Genomic DNA, 18,103 nt, shown 5'->3' on the forward strand with positions numbered 1-18,103 from the left:
TTTAAAATGATTTTTTTCTCCTGTTTTGTTTTGGAACCGTGTTTAATGATGCGTTTATCAAGGGTTTTCAAGAATATAGTGTGGATAGAATTCCGTAGTTCAATTCGATCACTGGCACATAAACTTATATTTTCGTTAATAGAATATGAGTTTATGGGTTATAATATAAGTTATAGTATTGGAGGTGTATGGATGTCTAGCTATAAAAATAACTATATGCAACGGAATTTTTCATCTATTTTAACGCATGAGGTGTTCGAGCTCGTAGCGGCGATTTCTGAGTACAAAGGAAAAGAAGGGCTGTATTCGTACCAATCTCCAGAGATCCTAAAGAGACTTCAGGGAGTCGCAACCATACAAAGCACGGAATCTTCGAACCGAATTGAAGGTATTGTGGTAAACGGTAAACGACTAAAAAAGCTAATGGCTGAAAGCACTACGCCTCAAAATCGATCCGAGAATGAACTTGCTGCGTATCGTATGGTACTCTCGCAGATTCATGCTTCTGCGCAAGAGATCCCGATAACCCCTAATTTAATCAAACAGCTTCACGGGATGTTATACAAATTCTCTCCCGGTGAAGGTGGACATTTCAAAATAAACGACAATGCGATTACGGAGAGACAACTAGACGGTAAGGAAATCTTACGGTTCTCACCGACGCCTGCGTTTCAAACTAATGAGGCAATGTCTGATCTGTGTACCTCATTCTCAACAGCTATGGAGAAGAAATATCCGCATCCCTTGATCGCGATTGGAGCATTCGTTCTTGATTTTCTTTGCATCCATCCATTTAGGGATGGTAATGGAAGAATGGCTCGTCTGCTTACTCTTCTTAGTTTATATCATGCAGGTTATGAAGTCGGAAGATTTATTTCGTTGGAGAAAATTATTGAAGATACAAAAGATCGATATTACGCGACCTTGCATCGATCATCGCAAGGGTGGCATGAAGATGGGCATCAATTAGTTCCTTGGCTAGAGTATTTTCTTGGGGTCATATTGGCCGCATATAAAGAGTTTGAAAATCGCGCAGGTTTGATTACAGATGGTAGAGGGCAAAAATCATCTCGAATTAGAGAAATGGTTAAAGGGATGCTAGGTTCCTTCACTGCAGCAGATATTGAAGAACGATGCCCCGATATTGCGCGTCCGACAATTAATGCCGCACTTAAGAAAATGAGTGAGGAAGGCATTGTCCTACGGGATGGGATGGGACGTAGTGCAAAGTGGAGAGTGAAATCTCACTAGACCAGAAAAGTGAGGGTGTCAGGTAATGGACGGAATTTTTCAAAAGTAAATCGCCGGCTTGTGGAAATGAGGTTAAAATGAAGATGATTCGTACTAACTCATTTCCAACCTTATATATAGAAAGAAGTAAGTGAGTTTATACCGTTCGGAGTTCCGAGCGAACACTAGTAAATAACAGGGATGGTGGGATAGTAATGAGTAAACCACAAGTAGGAATTCAATTATATTCCGTTCGAGATCGTAGCGAGAAGGATTTTCTGGGGACGATTCGGGAAATTGGAGAAATTGGCTATAAGAATGTACAGTTAGCCGGATACTACGGTCACTCGGCTAAGGAAGTCCGTCAAGCACTAGTGGATTCCGGTTTGAATGCAACTTCTGCGCATGTCGGTCTTACTGTTAATGAAGCATCCGTCTGGGAAAACCTGAAGATATCTGTGGAGTATACTGTTGAGCTTGGTGTGAGGCGTTTTATCGTGCCTTCTTATCCACTTGAAGACAATCCAACACTAGATGATGTGTACAAAATGGCGGATACCCTCGCAGAAGCAGCTAAGATCGTTAAAGCTGCTGGACTTGAATTCGGATACCATAACCATGCGTTCGAATTCATGCCGGTTGAGGGTAAGCCAGTTATTGATCACATTCTGGAGAGAGTTCCAGCAGATCAGCTGTTCGCGGAGTTCGACTTAGGATGGGTTAAGGCAGCAGGTCAAGATCCAGCAGCATACGTGAACAAATATGCAGGGCGTCTTCCCGTCGTTCATGCGAAGGATTTTAAAGCAGATGGCAAGGATACGGAAATCGGTAAAGGCACTGTCGACTGGGATTCTACATTAGCGGCTTGCGAAGCGGCTGGTGTGGAGTATGTCATCATTGAGCAAGAGCAATATGATGTATCCTCGCTAGAAAGTGCGAGGCTCAACTATGCTTGGTTCAAAGAACGTGGTTGGATTTAAATATAGCCCACAAGAAGAGGCCCGGACGATGATGTTCTGGTCCCTTATACATAGTAGCGATATCCAATAATATATGAAGCGAGTGATAATAAATGGAAATTAGACAACTAACGGTAGATGAATTCGAGGAAAGGATGGCCTTATCGCAATTCGCTTTCCAAAATCGACTATCACCGGACGATATGGAAAACCAGAGGCTAGAATTCCGTCCGGATCAGGAGTGGGGTGTGTTTGACGAGCAGGGTAAGCTACTGTCCTCGTTATTGCTTTTCCCCCTAGAAGTTTGGATTCAAGAACGGAAGTTTGCCATGGGTGGAATTGGGGGAGTAGCGACATGGCCGGAAACGAGAAGGCAAGGTTGCGTAAGTAAGCTTCTTGAGCATTCGCTTGAAACGATGCGTAAGAATGGACAGACGGTCAGTATGTTGCACCCATTCTCCATTCCCTTTTATCGTAAATTCGGTTGGGAAATGACAGTTGAGGTGAAGAAGTACACGATTAAAACTGGCCAACTTCCTCATCGGGTAGATGTATCGGGACGTGTTGAGCGGATGCCTAAGCCAGACATAGACATCCTTGATTTGGTGTATACACAATATGCTTCACGCTATACAGGAACGCTTATTAGGACGGCGGACTGGTGGGAGCAAAAGATTCTGTATAAGCCGGGGATTGTAGCGGTTTATACGACTGACACGGGTAAGGTAGAAGGTTACGTGTTCTATGAGGTAGCAAATGGCAAGCTGACGATTCATGAGTTAGTAAGTATTAATGAGACGGCTCGGCTGGCTCTGTGGACCTATATAGGTAATCATGACTCCATGATCGATGAAGTTATCCTGATGGCTCCTATGGATGACTCGCTACCATTCTTACTTCCTGATCCTAGAATTAAGCAGGAGGTTTTTTCATACTTCATGTCGCGGATCGTAGATGTGGAAGCTTTCGTGAGCCAATATGCATGGCTACCAAGGGAGCGGGAGGAAGAAGTGATAATTACGCTAACTGATGACCATGCACCTTGGAATAATGGCGTATTTAAGCTGGTGTGGAGTAAAGAAGGTGTGGCTCGGCTTGATCGAGTTGAAATGGCGAAAGTGGATAAGGAAAGTGGCGAAATGGAAGTATGCGGGATAACCTGTGATATTCAAGCGCTAACTGTGATGTTACTTGGAACTCGCAAGCCTTCTTGGTTATGTGAAGTGGGACGAATGAGTGGATCTAAAGAGAGTGTAGCGCTGTTAGAACAGAGGATTCCGATTCGTATGACACACTTGATGGATTTCTTTTAGGTGAAATGGAGGTACGGAGAAAACCGGGACCGCTATGGATGAATACCTTGATGTCAGCTTCCTGAGGTTCTCGTCGGACTAACGAAGAAAAAGCTTGTCACTGAAACGAGGTGGCGAGCTCTTTCTTCGTTTTTGTGTTACACGGCATTGATGACGGGGAGATTATCTCAAATTTTACGCGGAGTTAAAGCTTGTCTTGCCCCTAATCGTTAGTAGGTATCGAAGGAGAAACTTGTGGAAGTTAATGTGAGTATATAGTATTCTAAATGAATAGGTAAATATAACCATGTCTATTTTCCTTGTTTTATCCTGTATTTACTTGGATCTAGTTCTTTAGTTCGTTAAGAGAATAACTATTTTGTCGAAAGAGGTGTACGTAGTGAGGCGTTTAATGGTAGTTTTATCTGCAATAATGCTAGTTTTAACAGGGTGTTCTGGGAGTTCGGGGTCTGAATCTGGGCAAACAGACGTTGCTTTATCTGAAAATGGACCTAAGCTGTCCGAAACAAGTAGTGTAACAGTACTAGATATTAAGAAGAAGTACGGCACTGAAGCGGACAAGTCCTTAATGCCGATGTACAATGTAGCAAGAGACGAGGTTTTTACTTTCAAATTCAAGAGTGAGTTTGTCAGTGTTATCGCTGATGATATTATTTCAGTACATACCGATGTAAAAGCCCTTAAACAGAGTAAGCTATTTACTTTCACAGACTTTATAAGTTTTTCCAATTCAAATACGATTCAGATAAAGCCGATTGATAGTGTTTTAACCTCCTCTGATACCAAGGAAGGTGGATGGGGTAATGCTCCGATCTACTATATTAGAATCAACTATGATCTTGACGCACCTGAACCTACAAAACTTGAAAGGCCTATTATCGTTCCTTTCACGATCAAATCAGATTTGCCTAATCCAACATTAAGATACGAGATCAATAATAGTGGAGAATTCAAGTTGGTTTGGGATAAAGTAGAAGGAGCGACATCGTACAGAGTTTATAATAGAAAAATAATGGGACGTATTGGAGAGGCAGAAAACCTACCTTTAAACGGACCTGAAGAGGGTTATGGTGGACTGTTTCAGTCTCCACATCTTGAAAGGGAAGTGAAAGAAACTGAGTTGTCTTATTTCCTTTCTAGCTTTGATCCAGAAGAACCAGATCCAGATGATTATTACAAAACCCATCAAAACTTAGGGGTTAATGGAGAATATTATGTAACCGCGGTAAATGAGGATAAGGAGTCTAACTTCAGTAATGTGGTAAGCACGACCAGCTTATCCACACGAATTCCTGAAAACTTTGAGGGAGATATCGGCTTTAATAGTTATAATACTTTCTCCCAATTACCTAAGAGGGCTAGTGTGGAATTTGTCAATGGTTCCTTGTCTTCACGAAATATTATTTACGATACAGACAATATTAAGATTCAAGAATCCAATAAAACCCCAGTTTATTATACGGTAGAAGGAACAACTTTCAAGGGGCTTGTCAACGTAAAGGACATCACTGAAGCTGATATCCAACAATTAAAAGATAGTCAAATGTCAGAAACGAGCACGGGGTATATAGAACCTAAGAATACTACAGATTATGTCCCTTCTCCAGATGTGCCTACTGTCATCCAACAAGAGGAAGTTTCTGAAACTCAAGAAGGACCCTCTAACAATGTAACAGATACTCAGAAACAGAATACCGAGAAGAAGGTAGAAGAGGGTAACAAGGAAACGGTATCTGCACCTGAATTAATTAAAGATGTAGAAGTAAATGCTGATTCTGCTCTTGAAGAGTATTTGGCTTTGAAAATGATGAATGCTGAGCAGGAGATTTCCTTAAGGGCTTTCCCTGAGGCTCAGAATTTTGAGACATTATCGGATGTATTGCAAAAATCCATGTATCAAAACCCGCTTGTTCTTGGGGTAAAGGGATTTGGTTACGATTACGATTCCTTGAATCTGACAATTAAGTATGATGACACAGCTGAATCCATTAAGAAGAAACAAGAAGAGATCATTGCCGAGGCTAAAAAAATTGTTTCTTCCACGATCAAATCAGATATGTCGGTAGAGCAGAAGCATAAAGCTATTTATGATTATCTGAACGAAAACACGAAGTATGACGGTGAAGCTTTAGCAAGTGCGGAAGCGAGCGGATTCCAAGAAGTAGACCCTAAGTTCAATGATTCTTTCAATACTTACGGGATTATGGTCAAGAAAGTCGGGGTATGTGCCTCTTATGCTTCCGTTTATAAGATTTTGAGCGACCTAGCGGGTTTAGAAAGTGTAGTCGTTACGGGAGATATGAGTGGCGTTCCACATGCTTGGAATAAGGTGAAACTGGATAACGGTTGGGTGAATGTGGACTCTACGAATAATGCTACCAATAGCGGCATTCCTTATCTCTTGTTTAACTCTAGTGATGAAACAGCTAAATCTCTTAATTTCACAGTGAGTAAAGAGTTTTGGATAGATAGTCAGATCTCACAATTTGATGCGAAAGATGGCTCTAAGGATTATTACAAAGCAAATGATTTGGAAGCCACATCTTCTAGTGAATTAGGGGCAAAATTATTAGAAAAGGTAAAAGAGGGAAATACTTTCATCGTGGTTCGTCTTGCAGGTCGAATTGATGAAGCAGTCTTAATAGAGGAAGCGCAAAAAGCCTTGAGTGTCCTACCTGAGGATAAGTTAAAGAATGCTCAAATGGGTAGTTTAAGCAGTTATATTATGGTTAAATATTAGGCTTATAATGATAAGACTCTTTCGACTTCGGTCGAGAGAGTTTTTTATTTTGACAACAGAAAGAGTTGGGAGAAATCGATTATGCTGTGAGTGGAGAGAACAATATTGAAACAGCTATTAACCCTCGACTATGATACATTGTATAAAACGTTAGAAAAGAGGCGGAAACATGTCAGTTATAGATGTTTGGCAAGGTGATGTTAACCAAGCAATCTGCGCATTTACGTTTGATGACGGACCCTCCCAACTTCCACTTGAGTTGTGGCTTGATGTTCTGGAGCAGGAAGGAGTCGTGGGTACCTTTTTCTTCACAGGAGAGTGGATGGATAGATACCCGGACAAAGCGAGAGAAATACTTTCCCAGGGTCATGTCCTTGCCCCTCATACATATCATCATCGCCGGATGGAAGAAGTACCAAAGTCCGTATTTTTGGAGCAGCTAAAGCTGACTGAGTTGGCTTATCAGGAGGCGACGGGCCTTCCTTGCCCAAGCTTTATGCGTTTTCCTTATTGTTCGTACCGGGAGGAAAATCTAGATTGGTTGGCCGAGTGGGGGTATCTGGATATCGAAGGGATCGATTCCGGAGATTGGGCAGGCAGATCTGCGGAGGATATTGTTGCTAAGGTCGAGCCTATTCTTGATAAAGGTGCGATTGTGGTCATGCATAGCAATGATATTGCGAAAGGCTCTCCTGATGCTTTAAGATCGCTTATCCGGATAGCCAAACAAAGAGGGCTGAGAGGCGTAGGTATACCCGAAATACTAGAGTCCGTTGGATTAGAAGTGGGTTACAGGCCTTGGAAAATTACGGTCGAGGTTCCTACTAAGCTGGAAAATTCCACAGAAGGTTGGGTTCCCTTGAATAACAGCCAGGAACTTGCAGCCCAGTCGATAGAATGGAGCATTCCACAATATACACTGCAATTCACTTCCGAGAGCGAATGGCTTGAGCATCTAGAGAATCCTCTTCGTGAGTTTGGCGTTACGGAGAATCGACAGCTGTTTTCCGTCAAGGAGTTTAGTGGCTCCTATTGGGGTTATGTACGCGTCGGCGTCACGAAAGATACGCTTGTATTATTGGATTATGCTGTAAAGGAAGCACATGCGGATACATTGGTGTACCTACTTCGTTGGGCTGCAGAAACTGCGTCTGGACTAGGACTAACCCGAATTGAGGCAAGACGGGATATTCGCAAGCTGAACGAGATGTGCAGACAGCTAGGCTGGCAATCGGAGATTAAGGAAGATCAATAATGAGTAAATAAAGGGGTTGCCGGTTTAATGGCAGCCCCTGACCCGTCTGGAGCGGGGAAAACGACTTTAATGAAAATTTGGTTAATGCGGTTATACCCGATTCGATTACTGTTGAACGGCTACGTGGGCGATGCCGCAGGAAATCCAATCGAGATCACCGCACCGCCTTCCTTACGGTTGCCCGCCGTGATAAGACCTCCGCAGCGCTCGATGATCGCACGGGATATGGCCAGCCCGAGTCCGGACTCACCGTCTTTTCCTTTTACAAACCGGTGGAACAGATAAGGAAGCAGGTCTTCTGATATTCCGGCACCATCATCGCTAACTGATATTTCAATGCGGCCATTCTTGATCGTAGCATCAATATGGATCTGTTGATTTGCATACCGGGTTGCATTAGAGACCACATTAAGTAGTGCCTGTAACAGCTTATCCCTGTCGGCACGGATCGTAAGTGGTTCATGCTCGTCGTATGACGTATGCAGGGTCAGCCCTCTCTTCATCAAAAGAGGGTTCATACGTTCAATGGTTTCTATCAGCAGGTCCTTCAGACAAACCTCCGTGGTTTTGAATATATCTTCCTCACTGTCCAGCTTCGCAAGCAGCGTCATCTCCGTAACGAGTTTCTTCAACCGGCCGCTCTCACTCATAATAATATCGAGGCCCTTCGGGACATTTTCACCTTCGAAAATGCCGTCTCTGATCCCTTCGGCGTAACCTGAGATGGACATTAAGGGTGTCTTTAATTCATGGGAAGCATTTTGAAAAAATTGCTTCTGCACATGGTTAAACCGTCTCAATTCACCAGCCATCTCATATACCGATTGCGCGACGGACCCAATTTCCCCTCCGGCCTTGATCAACTTAACGTCTGAAAAGTGTCGATCCTTCACCTTTTTAAGCTCATCCCGCAGCCTCATCAAAGGTTGAATTAGCTTTTTCGTGATAAATAGACTCAACAGGAACATAAGCACCCCTGCCACACAGAAAACGATGAGTAGTCTTCTAAGCAGCGCTTGTTCGATGGCTTCAACCTTGCTCATAGGAGTAAGGAGAGTCAACGTTCCTAGAGGCGTTGCATTAACTTCAGTAATAAACCGTTTATCCGTCCCGTTCCAAATGTTTTGTAGATTCGAGGCTTCGCTTGCCGTAGTGCCCATGACTATTTCGATGCGATCCATAGGCACAGATGTGGACACAACGTTTCCTGTCTCATCGGTAAGAATGGCCTCAACACCTGCAGTTGCAGGAGATATGATTGCGGGTAACATGGTGAATGGATCCCCGATGACCATATTTTCCGCGCTTTCCTGACTTAACGAGGCTGTCATTGCAACACTCATTGTTTTCAAATCTTCCTTCTGTACTCCGATAAAATGATCTAACAGCACATGATGGATCACGACAGCCGTGACGGAAAGCACTAACACCAGCGCTATGCCAAAGGCTAAATTAATCTGATGTACCAGCTTCATCCGTCTGCTCATCCCCCTCTGTTCTCATGCGATAGCCATGTCCCCATACCGCTTCAATCGGTACATGTTCTAACTTTTTACGCATCCTCTTAATCAAATGATCGACGGCGCGGTCGCTTCCAAAATAATCGTCTCCCCAGACGAATGTCAGCAACTCGTCTCTCGTAAAGGCGCGGTTCGGTGAATCGGCGAATACCCTCAGCATTGTGAATTCTTTGCTGGTCAGGTCTACTTCTTCTTCACACCAGAACACGCGTCTTTCCTCCAGCAACAGCTGAAGCCGGCCGATTTCAATGCGGGCGGGCGTAGTTGGGATGCTTACCCCTTCTACTACCGGGTTGCTCATTTTATACCACCGTTGGAGCTGCCGTTTAATGCGGGCTACTAGCTCTCGGGGGCTAAACGGCTTGACCAGATAATCATCGCTTCCAAGTTCCAGACCTAATATTTTATCAACTTCATTATCCCTTGCAGAAATCATAATGATCGGCACCTCTGCCTCATTCCGGATTCGCCTGCAAAATTCGTACCCGTCCATGCCGGGAAGCATGATGTCGAGCACCCACATGTCCGGTGGGCTTGTCTGCCACAAAGTCCATGCTTCCTCTGCACTACTAAGTCCGATGGTTCGGTAATTTTCCTTTTGCAAGTAAGCTTCCACAAGATTGCGTATATGCTGATCATCGTCCACTACGGCAATGAGATAGTTATTATTCATTTATGTTACCTCCAGATTATTTCTCTCATAAGTATACCAAGCCGCAGAGGAGTATAGAGAGCTGCCATCATTTTTCCACAAATCAACCAATATTTTGCCACACCTTTTTTGTAAGCTTGGACTTGTAAGATCATTTGAAACAACGAGGAGTGTTGTATTCATGAATCATCAGTTGATATTTAAAAAGTTAGCTCTATCCGCCCTGCTAGTGTCCGCAATTGCCGCACCAACTGTAACGAACGCAGCTAGTGAGCCTAAGACAGTGAGCCCAGAAGCATTGTCCAAAGTCGTCACTACTCCAGCAGCCAATGTATTAACTACTACTTTTATTATGAGTAGCTGGGCTAACCCTCTGGAACTGGTTACAACCTATTCACCCAATAGCCTGGAAGACTGGCAGAAGACACTAGAGCAATACAAGAAGGTAGCTGAAGAAACCAACAATATGCCATTTTTCATCGAAATGGATAAGGCTAACATTGAGCTTGATCAGGCCTTTGAGATAAATATCGACGATGCGATGGATGTAGAAAGTACGATTGCCACGTCGATCATAGCGGTAGAAGGAGATGTGATTATTTCCGGTATTGCGAGTGAAACCGGTGTATTGGGACATTTCAGCGAAGCTGATCAAGCCTTTTTTAAAGCCCAAATCGCTCTAAATGACGCATCTAAATCCAAAGATGCGATTGCGATCAAGGAAGCTTTAGCTGAGCTACTGGTACAGTACAAGCAGCAAATCGCGGATTTCGAAACAGCAAAGTAATGAAATAGATAGAGATAAGAGTTTGCAAGAACAACATTCAAGGAGATATTAAAAATAAGACAATCCCTGCTTCAGCCGTCCGGCTGGGAAGGGATTGTTTTATTTTCGTATGGTGTTTAAATCCACGGATGAAACAATGGGACACCGTTGGCACTTGAAGTTCCCTGTGGACGAATGCGAAAGTGACATACTATTTACATAATTGGTATTAATGTATAAAATATCCATAACAACAAAGTTTACTAACTGAAAGTGAGAGAACTGTCCTGTTGTAAGGCGGGACATCGTGCATGTCTCTTTTTCAGTAAATAGTTGCTATGCATATTATGGTTAAAATAATGACTTTGGAGGTGGAGTACTTGGCGCGTGTATTAGTTGTTATGACACCTGCAGAGGGACATGTTAATCCGTCGTTGGGGTTAATCAAGCAGCTGGTAGAGAACGGCGAGGAAATAGTCTATGTGTGCACAGAAGAATATCGTACGAAAATTGAACAGACAGGAGCACAATTAAGAACCTATACCTTCTTTAAAGATCCTGATTTAAAGCCGATAGAATTTAACCATCCTTATCAATTTGCGCATAGGATGGTTAGCAGTATTATTCAGCGGATTATCCCGGAGGTTCTGAGAGTTATCGAGAATGAATCATATGATTATTTGATTTTTGACTCTTTAATGGGATGGGGAGGCCAAATCATTGCTGGAAGGCTGGGCATACCAGCGGTATGCTCTATCAGTTCCTTTGTTTTTGTGGAGCCTCTGGGATCAGGCTATGAATTAGAGGTGAGCAATGAAGAGGTTAGGGAGCTCTATGAGACTACAATGAAATTGACGCAGCAATTAGCTGCTCGTTTCGATGTGGAAGCTCCTGCTATGGAGGACATTACTGGGCATCCAGGGCAATTAAAGCTCGTATATACAAGCCGTTATTTTCAACCATTAGCGGAAAGGCTGGACGATAGCTTTATTTTTTCTGGCCCTTCTATTGTGCCTCGCAATGATGCGCCAACTTTCTCATATGAACGGCTTCATACTTCGTATAAACAGACAGTTTACATTTCAATGGGAACCATTTTAAATAGAGACATTGATTTTTATAAGCTTTGCTTTACAGCATTTCATGATTTGCCTGTACAATTTATATTGTCTTCAGGGAAACAAACAAATATAGAGCCATTGGTTGATTATATCCCTGACAATTTTATAGTAAGGCCATATCTTCCGCAACTGGAAGTGCTGCAACATGTAGATGCATTTCTTACACATGCTGGCATGAACAGTACAAGTGAAGCCTTGTATTACAATGTGCCGCTGGTGATGCTTCCATTGACCTCGGATCAGCCTCTTGTGGCAAGGCGGGTGCAGGAGCTTGGTGCGGGTGTTATCGTTGATAAAGACAACCTCACTCCCGAGGCGTTGAGAACTGCTTTATTAGAGGTATTGAACAATGCATCCTATAAGCAGCAAGCTTGCGTGATTGGCGAAACTTTACGTCAGGCTGGTGGCTACAAGCAGGCTGCTGCTGCCATCATGAACTTTTTTGCCGATTGTAGATTGTCAGCAATCCCTTCACTAGACTGATAGACTGAAAGTGTTTATGAGCCTGGGCGTTATATGTAAATATTCCCTTATGGTAGACAAAGAAATCTGTGAAGAAGGACTTGCTTTGTTTACCTGAAGGGATTTTGTAGATCATTATCACAAAAGATTTAACAGACTCGAACATTACTCTCTTTTACTAGCTACGATTATGATTAACGATCCCGATCAATACATGCTACCGGTGGAAATGCGGTGACCTCTAATTTATTTAGAAGTCATCTTTTCTTTTTTTTACATTTCTCAAGCTTGGCGGGACTAGAGCATCCAAATAAAGGCTCACCACTTGAGCCTTTATTTGGATACGTATAGAAACAACTATGAATCGAGGTCACTAGCGGAGGCTTACAGTGGCTTGGTCTTTAGCTCAATCTATTCTGACCCCTATATTACCGAATTGCTCTCCCTGTTGCAGTCGTTGAAAGGCTTGAATCGTATCTTGTAAAGGATACACTCTGTCAATGATAGGGCGGAGCGAGTGGCGTTCCATAAATTGAAGCATAGCAGTAAACTCTTCACTGCTTCCCATTGAGGTGCCGATGATACTGATTTGGGGGAAAAATATGGATCGTATCGGGATCTCCATTCGATCTCCCGAGCTTGCTCCAAACGTAACGATACGGCCATTCGGCTTAATGATCTCAAAGTAGTGTTGAAACGTTGCAGGCCCGATACTGTCAAGGATGAGGTCCACGGTGTCACCGTTCATACTGTTCTTCCAATCGCTATGACTGTCAAATGCATAGTCAGCACCATGTGCGAGTGCAGCTTGTCTCTTCGTTTCACTGCGCGATGTGACGCTGACTCGTGCACCCGCCGCTGAAGCCATAAGCATGGCATAAGTCGCTACACCGCCACCAATACCAGGAATAAGGACATGTTCACCTCGCTGTAAGCAGCCTCTCGTGAACAGAGCCCGATAGGCTGTCAAGGCGGACAAGGGCAGCACGCCCGCTTCTTCCCAAGATAGGTAAGCTGGCTTGCTGACGGCATTTTGCGCAGGTACGATGATAGACTCGGCGAATGTACCATCTGAAGGACCGCCTACAATGGCTGGAACGTATGGAACATTGTCGGCGGATTCCCATCCGATACACGGATTAATGATGACATCTGAACCTACTGTAAGGTTGGATACGCCTTCACCTATTGCTTCAATCCTGCCCGCGCCATCCGAACCGAGAATCAAAGGGGCATCCTGTTCTGTTCTATCTGCCATGAGGAACAAGTCTCGATGGTTCAACCCTGCAGCTTTCAGCCTCACTTTTACTTCGCCGTAGCTCGGCTGTTTGTCAATAACGTGTTCATATGTCAGGCCCTTCAAGCCGGCATGTACGATTGCTTTCATCCTAATTCCTCCCGTAATTCGTATTTCGATGAATCTATATTGAATTGTACATAGTGGGGATCTTCCAGTAAAATGAACAAAACCGAATGTGAGTATCATAAATGATCATACCAAGCAGGTGATTTAGAAATGGAAAGCGGAGATTTGAGAATATTTCAAGCCGTAGCGCGCGAGGGTAGCATAACGAAGGCCGCGCAAATGTTGAATTATGTACAGTCTAATGTGACTACCCGAATTCAGTATCTTGAGACTCAGTTGAAGATACCCCTTTTTCGGCGATCCAATCGGGGGATGACGCTAACTCCGGCTGGCGTGAACCTGCTGGAATATGCGGATAAAATACTGACTTTGATGGACGAGGCTGTGAAATCTACACAATACTCGGACCATCCTGCAGGTCCTCTCCGGATAGGTTCCATCGAGACGACAGCGGTCATTCATTTGACCCCTCTATTGACCGAGTATCACTCACGATATCCCGATGTTAATTTATCCCTCATTACGGGTGTGACACATGGTCTCTTACAAAAGGTGTTGGATTACGAACTAGATGGAGCCTTTGTCTATGGACCCATTGACTATCCAGATATAGAATACGTTGCGGCTTTCGAAGAGGAGTTGGTGCTGATCTCGGAACCGGGGAAGAGCGATATACGCGAATTGCTTACGAAACCGATGTTGTTTTTCGACGTTGGATGCACACATCGCAGAAGAGCTGAGAGCTTCTTAAGCGAAAGCGGGCTGACCTCCTATAAAATTATGGAATTTGGAACACTAGAAGTGATTCTAGGTGGGGTTTCCGCTGGGCTCGGCGTGTCTATGCTACCACGATCTTCGATTGCCAAGGCGGAAGAAGCAGGAATAATCACTTCCCACCGTCTGCCTGAAAAGTACCGGGATTTGCAGGTATGGTTTGTACATCGGCGGGACTCGATTTACTCTAGTGCGTTATTAAGATTACTCCAATGGATTGAACAGGAGGGTACGGTGTTTTGAAGTCGTACGTTTCTCAAGCTTTCCCCTGATCGCAGTTATCGCAGAGAGACTTTTGTGATGGCTGCTTTTTCTGTTGTGTTCTGGACTTCCAGCGGGAGTCATGCGGATGTATACCCTGTGCGATGAATATGTTACCATATAATCCTAAGTGGAATATATACATATTAAGGTTTATAATTGAAAGCGTTTACTTTGGTGAATATCCAGATTCCGCTATGTGTAACTAGAGCGAGGTGTGAGCATGAAAAAATGGCTAGGGAGATCCCTTAAGCACAAATTATCGCTGTTAATCATTATCACCACACTTGTTCCTTTGCTGTTTCTGGGATTCTTCTCTTATAACATAGCGGCAGGTCTGACAGAAGAGAAGGCAAAAATTTCAGGGATGAACACGCTACGCCAGCTTGAGGCCTATTTGGCTACGATGGTCAAAGATGTGGAGAACATGTCTTTATTCCTAATCGGACATCATGGCGTACAGAATTATCTGAAATCACCTGAAGGTGATTTCGTCCAGCAAACATCTATTATTAGCTTCTTAACAAATCTGGCCTTTTCCAAAGATTATATTGCGAATATCATTATTGAACCGTTAGGTGCCAAACCGCCCATTTCTCATAAATCATTAGTGGGGTCTGATTTCATTGATATAACGCAGTCCATCCCCAATTATTATGAAAAAGAATCTAAATGGTGGTCCAGCGTCCATCAGCAATGGACTTTCGAAGGAGTGCGTAAGGTCATTACGTTCGCCAGACCGATTCGCAGCACAGATAAATACAGACTTATCGGGAGAGAGCAGATCAATCTTGATCAATCCGTGATCTCGGAACAAATCAGGCAATCCGTTTTGGAGAAAAGTGGGTTTATTCTGCTCCTTGATGAGAAGAATCGGATTCTCGCGGGCCCTTCCAACTGGGAGACGAACCTTCCACTTTCAAATTATTATCCAGATATCGGTCCTTTTGAAGGCGTGAGCGGATCTATGGATTATGGGGAAGGTGCCGAAAAGAAAACCATTCTCTATAAAATCATGTCCAGCGGGAACTGGAAGTTGGTTGGTATCATTCCTTCCGAAGAGTATCGTTCGCAAAACCGTTACTTTCTTATTTTGACGGCGGTAGCTGTCTCCGTTGCGATTTTATTCGTTATTATTTTCGTTCTCTTTCTAATCCAGAAAATTACGAATCCGTTGTCTGCATTAACCAAATTCCTCAAGAATTGGAGTCCGGAAGAGCCTGTGCCTGCGATTCCTGTGAAGTCGATAGATGAAGTGGGTCAGCTTATTGTCAGTTATAACAAGCTAAGCTCCCGTATTGTCCAACTAACTGACGAAGTCAAATGGAATGAATCACTCAAAAAGGAAGCAGATATGCAGGCGCTACAAATTCAGATGAATCCGCATTTTCTGTACAATACCTTATCCTCCGTTCATTGGCTGGCACTTATGAATGGTGATGCTAAAATTGCTCAAATGGTGGGATCATTAAGCGACTTTTTGAGATTTAGTCTAAATAATGGTCAAGAATATTGTTCTATTGAGCAAGAGATTAGCCATGTCCAAAATTATGTAAGCATTCAATCCATTCGATATCCAGATAAATTTGTATTTCAGGTGAATGTGGATGCAGCTATACAGGAACAGTTGATGTTGAAGCTTCTACTACAGCCATTGGTTGAAAATGCGATGCTACACGGCATATTGAAACGTGATGGACACGGCTGTATTACAATCGATGCCAAGTGCGATGAACAAGGTATCCATTTTACCGTAGCAGACGATGGTATCGGGATTGTGCCTGAGCGATTGAATTGGCTTCACACAAAGTTGTCGGAGCATCCAGCTCATGAGAAGGAACGTCCCACTAAAGGGGGTTATGGGCTGCGTAACGTTCATAATCGACTGCTGCTTCATTATGGCAAGGAAGCAGGGCTTCGCGTTGAGGGGACTGAAGGAGAGGGAACCCGGGTCATGTTTACTATTCCCATCTTACGGGATACGGACAGCTAGCAGCATACAAGGAATGTGGCGAAGGAGACGATGAGAGTGAAAGTGCTAATTGTTGACGATGAAGTGATTATTCGCACCGGATTAAGTACAGTAATCAATTGGGAAGCTAGCGGATTCACTGTACTTGAGCCGGCCGGCTCGGCTGAAGAGGCCCTACTGCGTATTCCTACCGAACGTCCGGAAATTATCTTTACGGACATTCGGATGACCGGAAAAAGTGGCCTGGAGATGGCTCATGAAGTGAAAAAGGAATATCCCGACATAGAAATGATCGTTATCTCTGGTTTTGATGAGTTTGTATATGCGCAACAAGCATTACGGGAAGGGGTCAGCGATTATTTGCTCAAAACAAGTCGCCCCGATGAGATTATTCAAGCTGCTCTAAGAGCAAAGCAACGACTCGAACGGCGAAGACATGAGAATGAACAGGGTAAGGCGAAGGAAACCGTAGTGAACCGAAGCTTTCTAAGAGAATTGTTTACTTCTGCTTCCTGTCTAAAGGAAGAGACAGTAACGGAACTATGGAACAGGTACCCAGAGCTACGTCTGAACAAAGGTAAACAGTTACTACAGATCTGGATCATCTCAATAGAAGATGAGGACTTAGAAGAGGTCCGTAATCTTGATGTGCTGCATAGCGCACTTGGTGAAATGTTAACAGGACTTTTGCCGTGCGAGTGGCTACCATGGAATCAATCCTTATTGTTACTGGTTAAAATAAAAGCCGATAATAATGGCTGGGACCCGGTAGAGTGGGCGATTCGAAAAGCGGAGCAAGTACTCCAATGCCAGCTATTTGCAGCTTGCGGTCGGAGTATAGAAGATGTATATCAGCTACGGCAAGCTATGGACACCGCTGTAGAGGCCAGCTCCTATGCTTGGCTGCTAGATCATGAGCGGAGTGTTCGCTATGAAGAAATTGGAGACCGCAAAGGGCTCCGAAGGGTCTGTACGATAGAAGAAGAGACTGCAATTACCTCTTTATTGCGAGCGGGTAGTAAGGAAGAATTACGGAAACGGATTGGGAATATATTAGAGCGAAGCAAGCAGGATGATCAGGCGACGCCTGGTTCGGTTCAGGCTTACTTGAACTCTTTGCTTATTGCTGGCTACCGATGGTTGGAACGCGCCGCGACTTCAATCGGGTGTTCAAATTTGCTACCTCATGGAGAGGAAGTCGATAAGTTAGAATTGGCACAAAGGCCAGAGCAGACACTTATTTATCATTTTGAATTGATGATGAATCAGTACGGTCTTATGGCTTCAGCTACAAGTCCGGTCCAGCGTGCTCTTGCCTATATTCACGATCACTTAGATCAAAGCCTATCCCTGAGTCAAGTAGCCAAACATGTACATATGAACACGAACTATTTCAGCGAAGTATTCAAACGGGAAACCGGGCAGAATTATATTGAATTTGTTACACAGGCCAAGCTACGTAAAGCGATGTCCATGTTAAGTGAGACACCCGCTAAAATCAGCGAAGTAGCCAATCAAATCGGATATGAGGATATCAAGCACTTTAATCGTTTATTCAAAAAATTCACAGGTCAGACCCCTTCGGAGTATCGGGGTAAGAGCTGAGAATTATCCCCCTATCAACTGAATTATATCCCCTATGTATCCGCTTTCATTATCTTTATAATTAGGGTATTCATCGTTATAGGATGAACTAAGGTTAGTTAATTGGT

The 18,103-nt window shown here is 43.7% G+C and carries 13 protein-coding genes; 10 read left to right on the forward strand and 3 right to left on the reverse strand.

What is annotated here, in order from left to right; all coding sequences use genetic code 11:
* The first annotated feature begins 192 nt into the window (after positions 1 to 192).
* The 5 genes from UB51_RS23165 to UB51_RS23185 all read left to right on the forward strand — a co-directional run bounded on the left by UB51_RS23165 (position 193) and on the right by UB51_RS23185 (position 7,497).
* The gene (locus UB51_RS23165; RefSeq protein ID WP_044879327.1) at positions 193 to 1,251 is read left to right on the forward strand and encodes a Fic family protein; all 1,059 of its coding nucleotides are present in this window, start codon (positions 193 to 195) and stop codon (positions 1,249 to 1,251) included.
* Between the two features lie 194 nt (positions 1,252 to 1,445).
* Positions 1,446 to 2,210 (forward strand): sugar phosphate isomerase/epimerase family protein, encoded by a 765-nt coding sequence (locus UB51_RS23170; RefSeq protein WP_044879328.1) that lies wholly within the window; start codon positions 1,446 to 1,448, stop codon positions 2,208 to 2,210.
* 92 nt (positions 2,211 to 2,302) lie between these two features.
* Positions 2,303 to 3,502, forward strand: coding sequence for a GNAT family N-acetyltransferase (locus tag UB51_RS23175; RefSeq protein ID WP_044879329.1), 1,200 nt, complete (start codon positions 2,303 to 2,305; stop codon positions 3,500 to 3,502).
* Positions 3,503 to 3,893: 391 nt separating this feature from the next.
* Positions 3,894 to 6,242, forward strand: coding sequence for a transglutaminase domain-containing protein (locus UB51_RS23180; protein WP_044879330.1), 2,349 nt, complete (start codon positions 3,894 to 3,896; stop codon positions 6,240 to 6,242).
* 169 nt (positions 6,243 to 6,411) lie between these two features.
* On the forward strand, positions 6,412 to 7,497 hold the full coding sequence (locus UB51_RS23185; protein ID WP_044879331.1) for a polysaccharide deacetylase family protein: 1,086 nt from the start codon (positions 6,412 to 6,414) through the stop codon (positions 7,495 to 7,497).
* A gap of 119 nt (positions 7,498 to 7,616) precedes the next feature.
* Here UB51_RS23185 and UB51_RS23190 read toward each other — a convergent pair whose 3' ends face one another.
* Together UB51_RS23190 and UB51_RS23195 are read right to left on the reverse strand one after the other, a co-directional pair.
* Positions 7,617 to 8,972 carry a sensor histidine kinase gene (locus UB51_RS23190; RefSeq protein ID WP_044879332.1) on the reverse strand — a complete coding sequence of 452 codons (1,356 nt, stop codon included), beginning with the start codon at positions 8,970 to 8,972 and terminating at the stop codon, positions 7,617 to 7,619.
* Complete coding sequence (locus UB51_RS23195) at positions 8,950 to 9,690, reverse strand: response regulator transcription factor (protein ID WP_044879333.1); 741 nt, start codon at positions 9,688 to 9,690, stop codon at positions 8,950 to 8,952. Before UB51_RS23195 ends, UB51_RS23190 begins: the two co-directional genes overlap by 23 nt.
* A gap of 160 nt (positions 9,691 to 9,850) precedes the next feature.
* Here UB51_RS23195 and UB51_RS23200 point away from each other — a divergent pair, with 160 nt between their 5' ends.
* Together UB51_RS23200 and UB51_RS23205 are read left to right on the forward strand one after the other, a co-directional pair.
* Positions 9,851 to 10,456 (forward strand): hypothetical protein, encoded by a 606-nt coding sequence (locus UB51_RS23200; protein ID WP_044879334.1) that lies wholly within the window; start codon positions 9,851 to 9,853, stop codon positions 10,454 to 10,456.
* A gap of 359 nt (positions 10,457 to 10,815) precedes the next feature.
* A complete protein-coding gene (locus UB51_RS23205) occupies positions 10,816 to 12,039 on the forward strand; it encodes a macrolide family glycosyltransferase (protein WP_044879335.1) in 1,224 nt (407 codons plus the stop codon).
* A gap of 385 nt (positions 12,040 to 12,424) precedes the next feature.
* Here the strand turns inward: UB51_RS23205 and UB51_RS23210 are convergent, their stop codons facing one another.
* Entirely contained in the window at positions 12,425 to 13,405 is a 981-nt protein-coding gene (locus UB51_RS23210) for a zinc-binding dehydrogenase (RefSeq protein ID WP_044879336.1), read from the reverse strand.
* A 129-nt stretch (positions 13,406 to 13,534) separates the two neighbouring features.
* Here UB51_RS23210 and UB51_RS23215 point away from each other — a divergent pair, with 129 nt between their 5' ends.
* From UB51_RS23215 to UB51_RS23225, 3 genes are all read left to right on the forward strand, one after another.
* Complete coding sequence (locus UB51_RS23215) at positions 13,535 to 14,401, forward strand: LysR family transcriptional regulator (protein WP_044879337.1); 867 nt, start codon at positions 13,535 to 13,537, stop codon at positions 14,399 to 14,401.
* Positions 14,402 to 14,642: 241 nt separating this feature from the next.
* Entirely contained in the window at positions 14,643 to 16,412 is a 1,770-nt protein-coding gene (locus UB51_RS23220; protein WP_044879338.1) for a sensor histidine kinase, read from the forward strand.
* Positions 16,413 to 16,442: 30 nt separating this feature from the next.
* Positions 16,443 to 17,996, forward strand: coding sequence for a response regulator transcription factor (locus UB51_RS23225; protein ID WP_234405490.1), 1,554 nt, complete (start codon positions 16,443 to 16,445; stop codon positions 17,994 to 17,996).
* Positions 17,997 to 18,103: the final 107 nt, after the last annotated feature.

The sequence above is a fragment of the Paenibacillus sp. IHBB 10380 genome, from assembly GCF_000949425.1.
GTDB lineage: Bacteria > Bacillota > Bacilli > Paenibacillales > Paenibacillaceae > Paenibacillus_AQ.